The sequence below is a fragment of the Micromonospora sp. KC721 genome, from assembly GCF_004348355.1.
Taxonomy (GTDB): domain Bacteria; phylum Actinomycetota; class Actinomycetes; order Mycobacteriales; family Micromonosporaceae; genus Micromonospora.
Genome location: NZ_SMJY01000014.1, coordinates 28,013 through 40,985, shown reverse-complemented (window position 1 = coordinate 40,985; position 12,973 = coordinate 28,013). Strand labels below are relative to the sequence as shown.

Annotated in this window: 10 protein-coding genes; all 10 read left to right on the top strand. The window is 72.5% G+C overall.

Features of this window, described 5'->3' with window-relative positions:
- Positions 1 to 46 precede the first annotated feature (46 nt).
- The 10 genes from E1182_RS04575 (at position 47) to E1182_RS04530 (ending at position 12,971) form a co-directional block, all read left to right on the top strand.
- Positions 47 to 1,630 carry an MFS transporter gene (locus E1182_RS04575; RefSeq protein ID WP_132261361.1) on the top strand — a complete coding sequence of 528 codons (1,584 nt, stop codon included), beginning with the start codon at positions 47 to 49 and terminating at the stop codon, positions 1,628 to 1,630.
- Positions 1,631 to 1,703: 73 nt separating this feature from the next.
- Positions 1,704 to 3,134 (top strand): extracellular solute-binding protein, encoded by a 1,431-nt coding sequence (locus tag E1182_RS04570; RefSeq protein WP_132261360.1) that lies wholly within the window; start codon positions 1,704 to 1,706, stop codon positions 3,132 to 3,134.
- A gap of 256 nt (positions 3,135 to 3,390) precedes the next feature.
- On the top strand, positions 3,391 to 3,594 hold the full coding sequence (locus tag E1182_RS04565; RefSeq protein WP_132261359.1) for an MbtH family protein: 204 nt from the start codon (positions 3,391 to 3,393) through the stop codon (positions 3,592 to 3,594).
- A 66-nt stretch (positions 3,595 to 3,660) separates the two neighbouring features.
- Positions 3,661 to 4,740, top strand: a complete 1,080-nt coding sequence (hppD, locus tag E1182_RS04560; protein ID WP_132261358.1) for a 4-hydroxyphenylpyruvate dioxygenase — start codon at positions 3,661 to 3,663, stop codon at positions 4,738 to 4,740.
- Between the two features lie 2 nt (positions 4,741 to 4,742).
- Complete coding sequence (locus tag E1182_RS04555) at positions 4,743 to 5,969, top strand: cytochrome P450 (protein WP_207921268.1); 1,227 nt, start codon at positions 4,743 to 4,745, stop codon at positions 5,967 to 5,969.
- Between the two features lie 79 nt (positions 5,970 to 6,048).
- Positions 6,049 to 7,818 carry a non-ribosomal peptide synthetase gene (locus E1182_RS04550; RefSeq protein WP_132261356.1) on the top strand — a complete coding sequence of 590 codons (1,770 nt, stop codon included), beginning with the start codon at positions 6,049 to 6,051 and terminating at the stop codon, positions 7,816 to 7,818.
- 169 nt (positions 7,819 to 7,987) lie between these two features.
- A complete protein-coding gene (locus E1182_RS04545) occupies positions 7,988 to 9,373 on the top strand; it encodes a condensation domain-containing protein (protein ID WP_132261355.1) in 1,386 nt (461 codons plus the stop codon).
- A gap of 214 nt (positions 9,374 to 9,587) precedes the next feature.
- A complete protein-coding gene (locus tag E1182_RS04540) occupies positions 9,588 to 10,760 on the top strand; it encodes an acyl-CoA dehydrogenase family protein (RefSeq protein WP_132261380.1) in 1,173 nt (390 codons plus the stop codon).
- 375 nt (positions 10,761 to 11,135) lie between these two features.
- A complete protein-coding gene (locus E1182_RS04535; RefSeq protein WP_132261354.1) occupies positions 11,136 to 11,555 on the top strand; it encodes an SgcJ/EcaC family oxidoreductase in 420 nt (139 codons plus the stop codon).
- A 30-nt stretch (positions 11,556 to 11,585) separates the two neighbouring features.
- On the top strand, positions 11,586 to 12,971 hold the full coding sequence (locus E1182_RS04530; RefSeq protein ID WP_132261379.1) for an NAD(P)/FAD-dependent oxidoreductase: 1,386 nt from the start codon (positions 11,586 to 11,588) through the stop codon (positions 12,969 to 12,971).
- Positions 12,972 to 12,973 lie beyond the last annotated feature (2 nt).

The following is a 12,973-nucleotide window of genomic DNA, read 5'->3' as shown; positions in this document are numbered from 1 at the left end:
CACGGTGGAAGATGTGCCGGCCGGGGCCGGCTGCCAGGGTCGGGCCATGACCGAAACTGGCCCTAGCGGTTCCCCGGAGTTCGGCGCCGCGGGGCGGCGGGAATGGCTCGCCCTGGCCGTACTCGCCCTGCCGACGGTGCTGCTCGCCGTGGACATGAGCGTGTTGTTCCTGGCCCTGCCGCAACTCAGTGTGGACCTGGGTGCGGACGCGGTGGCCCAACTCTGGATCACCGACGTGTACGGCTTCATGGTCGCCGGGCTGCTGGTCACCATGGGCGCGGTTGGTGACCGGGTCGGGCGCCGACGGCTGCTGCTGGTCGGCGCCGCCGCGTTCGCGGCGGCCTCCGTGCTGGCCGCCTTCTCGACCAGCAGCGCGATGCTCATCGCCACCCGGGCGGTGTTGGGGGTGGCCGGCGCCACGCTGATGCCCTCGACGCTGGCGCTGATCAGCGACCTGTTCACGCAGCCCCGGCAGCGGGCGACGGCGATCGCGGTCTGGATGAGCTGCTTCCTCGCCGGCAACGCCGCCGGTCCGCTGGTCGGCGGGGCGCTGCTGGAGTTCTTCTGGTGGGGTTCGGCGTTCCTGCTCGGCGTTCCGGTGATGTTGCTGCTGCTCGTGACCGGTCCGCTGCTGCTGCCGGAGCGGCGCCGCCCGGACCCGGGCCGCGTCGACCTGCCCAGCGTGCTGCTCTCCCTCGCCGCGGTGCTGCCGATCGTGTACGGCCTGAAACACCTGGCCCGCCACGGCTGGCACCCGGTGGTGCCGCTGGCGACCGCGGTGGGTGTGGCGGCCGGCGTCGCCTTCGTCCGGCGGCAGCGCGCGTTGGCCGACCCGCTGCTGGACCTGTCGCTGTTCGCCCGGCGGGCGGTCCGGCCGGTGCTGGTGGTGCTGGTCGCCGGTGGTGTGCTGCTCGGCGGCAGCACCCTCCTGGTCACCCAGTACCTCCAACTGGTCGGGCAGTTGTCTCCGCTGCGGGCCGGGTTGTGGCTGCTGCCGTCCACCCTGGCCATGATCGTCGGGACGATGCTCGCGCCCGTGCTGGCCGCCCGGTTCGGAGCCGGTCCCGTGATGGCCTCCGGTCTTCTGGTCGCCGCCGGAGGCTTCGCGGTCCTGGCCGGGGCGGGCGCGGGCGGCACCGGTGCCGTGCTGGCGGGGTGGACGGTCGTGGCGTTCGGCAACGGCCTTCCCGCCGGGCTGGGCGTCGACCTGGTGGTCGGCGCGGTGCCACCGCAGCGGGCCGGGGCCGCCTCGGGCCTCTGCGAGACCAGCACCGAGTTCGGCCTGGCCACCGGTATCGCTGTGCTGGGCAGCGCGGCCACCGCCGTCTACCGGGGCCGGTTGGGTCAGGCGGTGCCCGACGGGATTCCGGCGGCGGACGCCGCCACCGCGCTGGACGGGCTCTCCGGTGCGCTGCGGGTCGCCCACCGGCTGCCCGAGGTGCTCGCGCCGGCGCGGGAGGCGTACACCGCCGCGCTGGCGGTCGTCGCGGTGGCCGGGGCGGTCGTTTCCGTGGCTCTCGCCGTACTGACCGCGCTCGCCCTGCGCCCGGCCCGGTCACCGGGCACCGGGACCGCGTCTGTCGGGACCGGCCCGCCCGTCCCTCCGGCTAATGCGCAATCGGAGAGATGAGCCGGCGGCCGTCGGCCAACAGGATGAACGGTGACTCGTCTCGGTAGCCGAGGAATCGACCACTGGAGGTCCCATGCGTACATCCCGCGCACTGATCGCGTCGTCGCTCAGCGCAGCGGTCGCCCTGTCCCTCGTCCCGCCGGCCGCCGCGGCGGCGGAGGCGGCCACCCACAAGAAGGTGGTCATCGACGTATGGCTCGCCGACTATCCCTTCCCCGGCTACCTCGACCAACGCAAACAGTTGGCTGAGGAGTTCAACCGGGCCCACCCGCGCTACCAGGTCAAGGTGGAGGCGCACGACTACACCGCCCTGCCCGGCAAGGTGGCCGAGGCGGTCAGCGCCGGCAACCCGCCGGAGGTCGCGAACTACTACTACAACGCCACCCAGATCGCCCGGGACGCGAGGGGCCGCGACGGCCGACCGCTGTTCACCTCGGTGCAGCGGGCGATCGGCGGGCGCAGCCACATCCTCGGCGAGCGGGTGGTGCTGCGGGACCTGCTGCCGCAGGTGCGGGACTACTACACCTACCGCGGTGACCTGATGTCCTTCCCGGTCACCAGCATGACCAGCCTGCTGTACGCCAACACCACCGTCACCGCCCGGGCGGGCATCTCGCGGCTGCCGCGTACCTGGGCGGAGATCGAGGCCGCCTGCGCGAGGATCGCCACGTTGCCGGACGCCCCCGAGCACTGCGTCACCTGGCCGAACCACAACTGGTTCTTCCAGCAGGCCATCGCCCAGCAGGACGGCCTGCTGACCGACCGGGACAACGGCCGCAGCGGCCGGGCGACGCGGGTGCACCTGGACTCGCCCCAGATGCTCGCCTACGCCGGGTGGTGGCAGCGGATGCACCGCGCCGGCCACTACCGCTACAGCGGTACGCCGGAGGACTGGGGCGCGAACTTCGAGTCGTTCGTCGGCCAGCAGGTCGCGTTCGTCCTGGACGCCGCCAACATGGGCGACACCTACGCCCAGTTCGGTGCCGAGGCCGGCTTCGGTGTCGGGGCCGCCCCGCTGCCGCACGACGGGTACGGCCGGTCGGTGGGCAACGTCAACTCCGGTGACTCACTGTGGCTGCGGGCCGGGCTGGACCGGCAGACCCAGGACGGCGCGCTGGCCTTCATGCAGTTCCTCAACAGCCCGCGCAACTCCGCCGCCTGGCACAAGAGCACCAGCTACCTGCCGATGAACACCCACTCGATCCAGCTGCTGCACCAGGAGGGCTGGTTCGCCGAGCACCCGTCGTCGAAGGTTGCGCTGGACCGGATCCGGACGGCGAAGCGGTCGCCGGCCGGTCTCGGCGTGGTGACAGGGGCATTCGACGGCATCCAGAACGAGCTGGTGCAGGCGATGGACGACGTGCTGCTGCGGGGCGCCGACCGGGTCGCCCGGTTCCGGCTCGCCGACGCCCGGGCGCAGCGGCTGCTGGACGCGTACAACGCCCGGTGCGTGGGTGCGGGGCAACGGCCCGCGGAGTGCTACCAGGTCGGGGTCTGGGGCTGACCCGACCCACCGGGCGGCAAACGCTGCCCTGACCCGCCCGTACCCGCGGAAACGGACCGTCGGTGGCGCGTGCGCGCCACCGACGGTCCTGCCGTTTCGTGACCTCGTCGGGCGGTTCGCCGCAACCCGGAAGATGCGTCCGGCGAGTCGCCGGTGGCACCGTCTAAACGTGCCGATGAGGTCGCGGGTAATCGTCCGCGGCGCCGGCGTACGCAATTTCCGCGTGGTGATCCAACGATCCGGCTGGAGGAATCGGATGGCCAATCCCTTCGATGTCGAGGACGGCGCTTTCCGGGTTCTGGTCAACGCCACGGGCCAGCACTGTCTGTGGCCGGAATTCGCCGAGGTGCCGGCGGGCTGGACCGCCGTGCACGGTCCGACCGGCCGGGACGAATGCCTGCGGTACGTCAACACCCACTGGACCGACCCCCGCCCGCGTCGGCTCGTCGACACCCGCTGACCGGTGTCCCGCCGGGCCGTGCCGGCGGCGGCGCCGAACCGACCCACGACAAGGGGAGATGATCTGATGAGCACAGCACCGACCTCGGTTTTCGGCCAACTGTCCCTCGATCACATCGAGTTCTACGTCAGCGATCTGGCCGACGAGACCCGTCGACTGGTGGACGGCTTCGGCTTCGCCGTCTACGCCGGCACCGACCCGACGGCGCCCCTGGAGGCGCGCTCGGCCGGGGTGGGCCGCGAGGAGATCCGGCTGGTGCTGACCGAGCCGCTGGTGGGCGACCACCCGGCCGCCGCGTACGTGGAGAAGCACGGCAGCGGCGTCGCCGACATCAGCTTCGGTGTCGCCGACCCGGCCACCGCCTTCACCGAGGCGGTACGCCGGGGCGCTCGGCCGGTGTCGCCGCCTCGGGAACGGGACGGTGTCGTCCAGGCCACCGTCATGGGTTTCGGCGACGTCGCGCACACCTTCGTCCGCCGTACCGGGGATCTGGACGCCCGCCACCTGCCGGGCCTGCTGCCCCACCACGGCGCCGAGCCGAGCTGGGACAGCGGGTTGACAGCCGTGGACCACTTCGCGGTCTGTCTGGAGCCCGGTCAGCTCGACCCGACCGTGCAGTTCTACGAGACGGTCCTCGACTTCCGGATGATCTTCGAGGAGCGCATCGTGGTCGGCGCCCAGGCGATGAACTCGAAGGTCGTGCAGGACGCGAGCGGTGCGGTGACGCTGACGCTCATCGAACCGGACGTCTCCCGCAGCCCCGGCCAGATCGACGAGTTCCTGAAGAACCACGGCGGCGCGGGCGTGCAGCACGTCGCCTTCACCGCGACCGACATCGTGCGTGCGGTGCGCGAGGCCGGTGAGCGGGGGGTGGAGTTCCTGTCCACCCCGGACACCTACTACGCGATGCTGCCGCAGCGGCTGGAGTTGGCCCGGCACACGGTGACCGACCTGCGTGACGTCAACGTCCTGGTCGACGAGGACCATCACGGCCAACTGTTCCAGATCTTCACCCGGTCGGCGCATCCCCGGCGGACCTTCTTCCTCGAGATGGTGGAGCGGCTCGGCGCCCGTACCTTCGGCAGCGGCAACATCAAGGCGTTGTACGAGGCCGTGGAGGCACAGCGCCAGGCGGAACGGGACTGACGGTGACCTCCGGTATCGGCGTCGCCGACGACCTCGCCGGGGTCAATCTCGCCGATCCGGCGACCTTCGCCGGTCCCGGACTGGACGAGGTGTGGCGGCGGCTGCGCGCCACCCGGCCGGTCTGGCGGCATCCGCGGACCGTCCACGGCCCGCACTTCTGGGTCGTCACCCGGTACGCAGACGCCCTCGCGGTCTACAAGGACCCGGCGACCTTCGTCTCCGGCCACGGGAACATGCTGACCTCGCTGCTCACCGGTGGGGACACCGCTGGCGGGAAACTGCTGGCGGTCTCCGACGCGCCCCGGCACACCGCTGTCCGCGCCACCCTGCTGCGGTCCTTCTCCCCCCGGATGCTCAAGCCGGTGCTGGATGCCGTCCGGTCCCGGGCCGACCGGCTGGTGGCGGCGATGGTGACGGCCGGTGGTGGTGACTTCGCCCGGGACGTCGCGGACGAGCTGCCGATCGGCACGATCTGCGACCTGCTCGGCGTGCCGCCGGCGGACCGGGCCGCCCTGCTGCGGCTGAGCAAGCAGGCGCTCAGCTCCGACGTGCCGGACCAGCCCGACCACGAGACCTGGCTGGCCCGCAACGAGATCCTGCTCTACTTCCACGGCCTGGCGGCGGACCGGCGGCGCAACCCCCGCGACGACGTGATCAGCACCCTCGCCACCTGTGACGTGCAGGGGGCGCCGCTGACCGACGAGGAGGTGGTGCTGAACTGCTACGGGCTGATTCTGGCCGGGGACGAGACCAGCCGGCTGGCGATGATCAGCGCGGTGCTGAACTTCGTCGAGTTCCCGGCGCAGTGGCGGGCACTGCGCCGCGGCGAGGTGTCGCCAGACGACGCGGTGGAGGAGATCCTGCGCTGGAACACCCCGGCCATGCACGTCGGTCGGGTCGCCCGCCGGGACGCGGTGCTCGGCGGGCAGAGCATCCCGGCGGGGGACGTGGTGACCGTCTGGAACGCCTCGGCCAACCGGGACGAGGAGGTCTTCGACCGGCCGGACGTGTTCGACCTGGGCCGGTCGCCGAACAAGCACCTGACCTTCGGGCACGGGCCGCACTTCTGCCTCGGGGCGTTTCTGGGCCGGGCGGAGGTCCGAGCCGTGGTGGACGCGCTGCGCCGCCGGGTGCGGACCATCGAGCTGCGTGGGCGGCCGACCCCGCTCTATTCCACCTTCCTGCGCGGATACAGCAGTCTGCCGGTGGCGTTCGGCCCGGCCGGCTGACGGTTCCCGTCAACGATCGTGCGTATTCGGAAATGGCATCGAGGCGTCGTGGTCCTAGTCCACGTGATTGGAGCGGGTGATGACTTCCACCTCTGTTCATGAATTGTTCGCCGAGCAGGTGGGCCGGACCCCGGACGCGGTGGCCGTGGTGGCCGGCGACCGCCGGTTGACGTACCGGGAACTGGACGAGCGGGCGAACCGGCTCGCGCACCGGCTGATCGCCCTGGGCGTACGACCGCAGCAGCCGGTGGCGGTGCTGACCGAGCGCACCGCGGAGCTGGTCGTGGCCCTGCTGGGAGTACTCAAGGCCGGGGCGTGGTACCTGCCGCTGCACGCGGCCTACCCGCGCGAGCGCATGGAGTGGATCCTCGACCAGGCGGGCGGCCCGCCGCTGCTGGCCGACACGGCGACCCAGCGGCGCGGGCTGCCCGAGGGCGGCACCGTCCTGCTGGTCGACGCCGACGCCGAGCTGGCCGGGATGCCGTCGACCGACCCGGCGTTGCCCACCGACCCGGAGGACATCGCGTACGTCATGTACACCTCCGGGTCCACCGGCGACCCGAAGGGGGTGGCCATCCCCCAGGGGGCCGTCGCCCGGCTGATCCGGGACGAGGCGTGGTCCGGTGACCGGCACCTGCGGGTGCTGATGGTGGCCCCGTACGCCTTCCAGGTCTCCAGTTACGAGCTGTGGGTGCCGTTGACCCGGGGTGGTCAGGTCGTGGTGGGTCCGTCGGCGGACCTCGACGTGGCCACCCTGCGCCGGCTGGTCGACACGCACCGGATCACCGCCGTGCACCTGACGGCCGGCCTGTTCCGGGTGGTGGCCGACGAGGCGCCGGACTGCCTGGCCGGGGTGCGGGAGGTGATGACCGGCGGTGACGTGATCGCGCCCAGGGCGGTGCAGCGGGTCCTCGACGCCTGTCCCGGCCTGGTGGTCCGCGCCATGTACGGCTCGACCGAGTCGACCCTGTTCACCACGCACTCGCCGATGGCCGCGCCGTTTTCGCCCGGCCCGACGGTGCCGGTGGGCCGGCCGATGGACGGCATCCGGGTGTACGTCCTCGACGAGTCGCTCACCGAGGTCGCCGAGGGTGAGGTGGGTGAGCTGTACGTCGCCGGGCCCCGGCTGGCCCGCGGGTACGTCGGTCGGCCGGATCTCACCGCGGAGCGGTTCGTCGCCGATCCGTTCGCCGGTGGTGGTGAGCGGATGTACCGCACCGGCGACCTGGTCCGGCGAACCACCGACGGGCTGATCGACTTCGTCGGCCGGGCCGACGACCAGGTGAAGGTCCGGGGCTTCCGGGTGGAGCTCGCCGAGGTGGAGAGCGCGCTCGCGGGCTTTCCCGGGCTGTCCGACGTCGCGGTCGTGGCGCGGCAACTGGGGACCGGGGAACGGTCGTTGACCGGCTACGTGGTGGCCCGGGACGGGCAGGTCGACCTGGGCGCGCTGCGCGCGTACGCCATCGCGAGCCTGCCCGACTTCATGGTTCCGGACGCCTTCGTGGCGCTGTCCGCCCTGCCGCTGACCCCGAACGGCAAGCTGGACCGTCGGGCGTTGCCGGAGCCGGACCCGGAGGCCGCGGTGGCGTACCGGGCGCCGCGTACCGCGCAGGAGGAAATCCTCAGCGAGATCTTCGCCGAGGTGCTCGGGCTGGACCGGGTGGGTGTGGACGACGACTTCTTCCAGCTCGGCGGCCAGTCCCTGCTAGCGATGCGGCTGATCAGCCGGATCGAGGCGGGTCTCGGGGCGAAGCTGCCGCTGCGGGCGCTGTTCGAGGCGCCGACGGTGGCCGGCCTGGCCGAGCGGTTGTCCGTCGGCGCGGAGCCGGCCCCGGCGGGCCTGCGGTGACCGGGGCCGGCCCGGGCGCGACAGCGGGGTCGGCCCGGGCCGGTACCCACCGGCGGCTGTTGCCGCCTGCATGGACCAGACCGGCGGCTGTGCCGCCTGCATGGACCAGACCGGCGGCTGTGCCGCCTGCATGGACCACTGACCGGGAACGACGAAAGGGCTGACGGCCATGAGCATTCCGGAGAACTCGGCGCCGGGCGGCCTGGTGCACCAGGCGCCGCTGTCGCTGAACCAGGACTTTCTCTGCATGTACGACCGGGGCGACGAGGAGGGGCCCTTCGGCCCGCGTTACCACATCGTCCACGGCTGGCGGGTCCGTGGCGAGGTCGACGTCGAGGCGTTGCAGGGTGCCCTCGACGACGTGGTCGCCCGGCACGAGGCGCTGCGGACCACGATCATGCGCACCCCCGACGACCGCCACCAGGCGATCTGCGCGCCCGGCTCGCCCCGACTGACGCTGCGTGACCTGTCCACGGTTCCGCCGGGCGACCGGGACGCGGCGGCCGAGGGGCTGCTGATCGAGGCGGAGGCCGCCACCTTTCCGAGCACGGAGCTGCCGCTGCTGCGGGCCGTGCTCGCCCGGTTCGACGACCGGGACGCGGTGCTGCTGCTGGTCTCGCACCACACCGCCACCGACGGCTGGTCGATGCGGCTGATCATCCGGGATCTCGCCCACCGGTACGCCGTGCGGTGCGGCCACGATCTGCCGGCGCTGCCGGAGCCACGGCAGTACCGGGAGTTCGCGGAGTGGCAGCGCGCGTTGGTCGGCGATCCGGCCGTCATGGACGCCCCACGCCGATTCTGGTCGGAGAACCTGCGGGGGGCCCGGGTCTTCACGGTGGGCACGGACCGGCCGCGCTCGGCGGCGGCGGAGCCGACCACCGCGGTGCACCGGTTCCTCATCGGCGCGGACGTGATCGGTCCGGCGCTCAAGCTGGGCCGGGCCACCCGCAGTTCGCCGTTCATGGTGCTGTTCGCGGCCTTCGCCGTCCTCGCCGAGCGGGTCGGCGGCTCACCGGACGTGGTCGTGCCCACCTTCACCCCGGGCCGGGGTGGAGAGCTGTTCCAGTACACCGTCGGGTCGTTTTTCAACTTCATGCCCATCCGGGTCGACCTGACCGGCTGCCGCACCTTCCGGGAGGCCGTGGTGGCCACCCGGAACGTCTGCGTCGACGCCTACTCGCACGACGTGCCGCAGATCCTGGCCCACGCGCCGGAGCTGATGATGCCGGCAATCGAGGACGACCGGGCGGTCTGCGTGTTCCAGGTCTTCCCGTTCCCCTTCCTGCTCGACCGTGAGCGGGTCGGCGACCTGGAGTACACGGAGATCCGCCGCCGGCTGGTGTCGCAGCCGCTGGGCTCGGACGTTCCCGACGGTGCCCTGTGGACGCTCAACCTCGACCCGTGCGGGGACGTGATCGGCTGCGTCGCCTACAAGAGCGGCCTGTTCGACGAGGCGACCGTCGCCGGTCTGGTCGCCGCCTACCAGGAGGTGCTGGCGGAGTTGGTGGCCGCGCCCGACGCCGTCCGCGAGCCGGTCGAGGCCGCCGCATAGGCCGCCGGCCACCTCCCGTCAAGCATCGGACGTCGCAATTCGGAAGGTGCGCCCCCGGCCCGCGGATGCCAGGGTCGGGGTGCGCCGGCCAGGCCGGTCGCCCGGCCGCCGCGCCGCGCGGCGACGTCCGTTCTCATCGGAGGGCCGCGCCCGGCCTTCCCGTACGTGCCCGTCGTGTCAGCCGTTCGACGTACCAGGAGGTTCGATGGAGACCATGGCAGCACCGCCCCGTTCCGAGCTTGCCCGCCGCGCCGCGGACATGGTGCCCCTGCTCCGGGAGAAGGCGCAGAAGGCCGAGGAGAGCCGCCGCCTGCCCGAGGACGTGATCGCGGCGATCACCGACGCCGGTCTGCTGAAGATGCGGCTGCCCGCCCGGTACGGCGGCTACGAGTCGGACATGCGTACCGTCGTCGACGTGGTCTCCGAGCTGGGCCGGGGCGACGGCTCGACGGCCTGGACGATGGCCGTCTGGATGATCAGCAGCTGGATGGCCGGCCTCTTCCCGGACGAGGTGCAGGAGGAGATCTTCTCCACGCCGGACGTGCGGGTCAGCGGCATCCTCAGCCCGGGCGCGGTCGCGGTGCCCACCGAGGGTGGCGTCATCCTGAACGGGAAGTGGTCGTTCAACACCGGCGCGACGCAGAGCCACTGGAACACCAACGCGGCGGTGCGGCCCACGCCGGACGGCGGGCACGAGCCGGTCATGGTCGCCGTGCCGATCAGCGACCTGCAGATCGTGGACGACTGGCACACGGCCGGCATGCGCGGGTCGGGCAGCGTCACCACGGTGGCCGACGGGGTGTTCGTCCCGGAGCGCCGGGTGGTGTCGATGGGGCCGGTCATCCAGGGCGCGCCGCTGACCAACTCCAACGCCGACTCGTCGATGTACCGCGTCCCGTTCATGTCGATGGCCTGCACGACGGTGGGGGCGAGCTGTCTCGGCCTGGCCAAGGGGGCGCGCGAGGCGTTCTTCGAGCGGCTGCCCGGCCGCAAGATCACCTACACCGACTACGCCGACCAGAGCCAGGCGCCGATCACGCACCTCCAGGTCGCCGATGCCACCATCAGGATCGACGAGGCCGACTTCCACGCGTACCGCTCCGCGGAGCTGCTCGACCGCAAGGCGGCCGCGGGTGAGGAGTGGACCATCGAGGAACGCGCCCGAATCCGCCTCGACCTGGGCGCGGTGTGTCAGCGGTCCAAGGAGGCGGTGGACCTGCTGAACACCGCGAGTGGCGGCTCGTCGATCTACCAGGACGTACCGATCCAACGTATCGCGCGCGACGTGCAGACGCTGAACCTGCACGCCATCATGCACCCCAACACGAACCTGGAGCTGTACGGCCGGATCCTCTGCGGCCTCGGCCCGAACACCCTCTACATCTGACCCGCGGTGGCGGCGCCGGGATCCGCCGCCACCGTGCCGGTCGCGCCCGCGGGGCTCCCCCGGGTGGGCGCGGCCTCGTCGGCCGGGCATCTCCCCAACCGGGAGGTGCCCGGCCGACCTGCCCGGCGGGGCTGCGCGGACGCGGCTCCGGACCGCGCATTCTCGGAGATGAGCCGGCCCGGCCACCGCCACAGAATGGGACTGGGCAGGACGTCGAGCAGGCAGGACCGCCGGCCATACCGACCCCAGCCGTTGACCACGGTGTCGGTGCCGGCCCGGGCTGCCGTGATCCCGCATCGCACCCCACCGGCTGCCGTCCGGGAACGCCGGCGGCGTACCGGACGGGCCACCCGACCCCAGGAAGGGACCAGACCCATGCCGAACAGCACCACGGTTTCGCTCAGCGCCGAGGACGAGGCGGCGGTGCGCGACGTGCCGCAGCGCATCATCGCCGCCTGGGCCGCACACGACGCCGACGCCTTCGCCGCCACCTTCACCGAGGACGGCAGCATGATCCTGCCCGGGCTCGCCCGGCACGGCCGCGACGAGATCCGCGGCTTCATGGCGCAGGCCTTCGCCGGTCCCTACCAGGGCACCCGGGTCACCGGTACGCCCGTCGCGATGAAGGTGCTGGCCGACGACGTCGTCCTCGTGCTCACCGAAGGGGGCGTGCTCGCCCCGGGACAGACCGAACTTGCCGCCGAGCGGGCGGTGCGGGCCAGTTGGCTGCTGGTCAGGCGGGAAGGGCAGTGGCTGCTCACCGCGTACCAGAACTCCCCGGCCAACCCGGCCTGAGCCGGCCGCACCGGGCGAGGACGTGACGTGATGGGGGAGGGTTCCACCCGACGGGTGGTGGTGCTCGGGGCGAGCATGGGCGGCCTGCTGGCCGCCCGGGTGCTCGCCGACCGGTATGCCGAGGTGCTGCTGGTCGACCGGGACGAGGTCACCGGCGTTTCCGGGTACCGGCCGGGGGTGCCGCACGGCCGGCACGCGCACGGCCTGGTGGCGCGCGGGTACCAGATCCTGGAGAGCCAGTTCCCGGGGCTCACCGACGACCTGCGGGCGGCCGGGGTCGTGCCGGGCGACTTCAGCGGCGACATCCGCTGGTACGTGGACGGGCAGCGGATGCTGCCGTCCCGTTCGGGGCTGGTCTCCGTGCCGGCCACCCGGCCGGTCCTGGAACACGCGGTACGCAACCGGGTGCAGTCCATCCCGAACGTGCGCGTCCTGGAACGACACGACATCGTCGGCCTGGTGACCACACCGGACCGTGCCCGCGTCATCGGGGCCCGGGTCCAGCGACGGGCCGAGGACAGCCGCGAGGAGGTGCTCGACGCGGACCTGGTCGTCGACGCGACCGGTCGGGGGTCGCGCACTCCGGCGTGGTTGGCGGCGCTCGGCTACCAGCGACCGGCCGAGGACCGCGTCAAGATCGACCTGGCGTACACCACCCGCCACTTCCGGCTGCCCGAGGACCCCTTCGGCAGCGACCTGGCGATCATCCCGGCCGCCACCCCGACCAGCCCTCGGGGCGCCTTCTTCTACCGGGTTCCGGGTGACGGCGGGGTGGTGGAGCTGACCCTGACCGGGATCCTCGGCGACTACCCGCCGGCCGACCCGGAGGGGTTCCTCGCCTTCGTCCGCTCCCTGCCGGTGCCGGACATCTACCGGGCGGTCCAGGACGCCGAGCCGGTCGACGACGCGGTGACCTTCCGGTTCCCGGCCAGCGTCCGCCGGCGCTACGAGCGTCTCACCCGGTTCCCCGCCGGCCTGCTCGTGATGGGCGACGCGGTGTGCAGCTTCAACCCGATCTACGCGCAGGGGATGACCGCCGCCGCGCTGGGTTCACTGGTGCTCGCCGAGCACCTGCGCCACGGTGAGCCACAGCCGGTGGCCTTCTTCCGCGACCTGGCGCGGCAGCTCGACTCGCCGTGGGACTTTTCCGGCGGTGCCGACCTCGGGTACGCCGGGGTCGAGGGCAAGCGGACCGCGAAGATCCGCTTCGCGAACGCGTACGTGGCACGCCTGCAACGGGCGGCCACCCGGGACGCCCGCCTCACCGACGCGTTCATCCGGGTGGCCGGGTTGATCGACCCCCCATCGTCGCTGATGCGCCCGGCCACCATGCTCCGGGTGCTCCGCCACGGCCGCCCCCGGGCCACGAACCACACCCCCGCCCGGCCGGGCCAGCTGCTCGGCGGACGATCCTGACC

Bases quoted from the DNA above. Each gene is read 5' to 3' on its own strand.
- E1182_RS04575 (WP_132261361.1), top strand. From the start codon at position 47: ATGACCGAAACTGGCCCTAGCGGTTCCCCGGAGTTCGGCGCCGCGGGG.
- E1182_RS04570 (WP_132261360.1), top strand. From the start codon at position 1,704: ATGCGTACATCCCGCGCACTGATCGCGTCGTCGCTCAGCGCAGCGGTC.
- E1182_RS04565 (WP_132261359.1), top strand. From the start codon at position 3,391: ATGGCCAATCCCTTCGATGTCGAGGACGGCGCTTTCCGGGTTCTGGTC.
- hppD (WP_132261358.1), top strand. From the start codon at position 3,661: ATGAGCACAGCACCGACCTCGGTTTTCGGCCAACTGTCCCTCGATCAC.
- E1182_RS04550 (WP_132261356.1), top strand. From the start codon at position 6,049: ATGACTTCCACCTCTGTTCATGAATTGTTCGCCGAGCAGGTGGGCCGG.
- E1182_RS04545 (WP_132261355.1), top strand. From the start codon at position 7,988: ATGAGCATTCCGGAGAACTCGGCGCCGGGCGGCCTGGTGCACCAGGCG.
- E1182_RS04540 (WP_132261380.1), top strand. From the start codon at position 9,588: ATGGCAGCACCGCCCCGTTCCGAGCTTGCCCGCCGCGCCGCGGACATG.
- E1182_RS04535 (WP_132261354.1), top strand. From the start codon at position 11,136: ATGCCGAACAGCACCACGGTTTCGCTCAGCGCCGAGGACGAGGCGGCG.
- E1182_RS04530 (WP_132261379.1), top strand. From the start codon at position 11,586: ATGGGGGAGGGTTCCACCCGACGGGTGGTGGTGCTCGGGGCGAGCATG.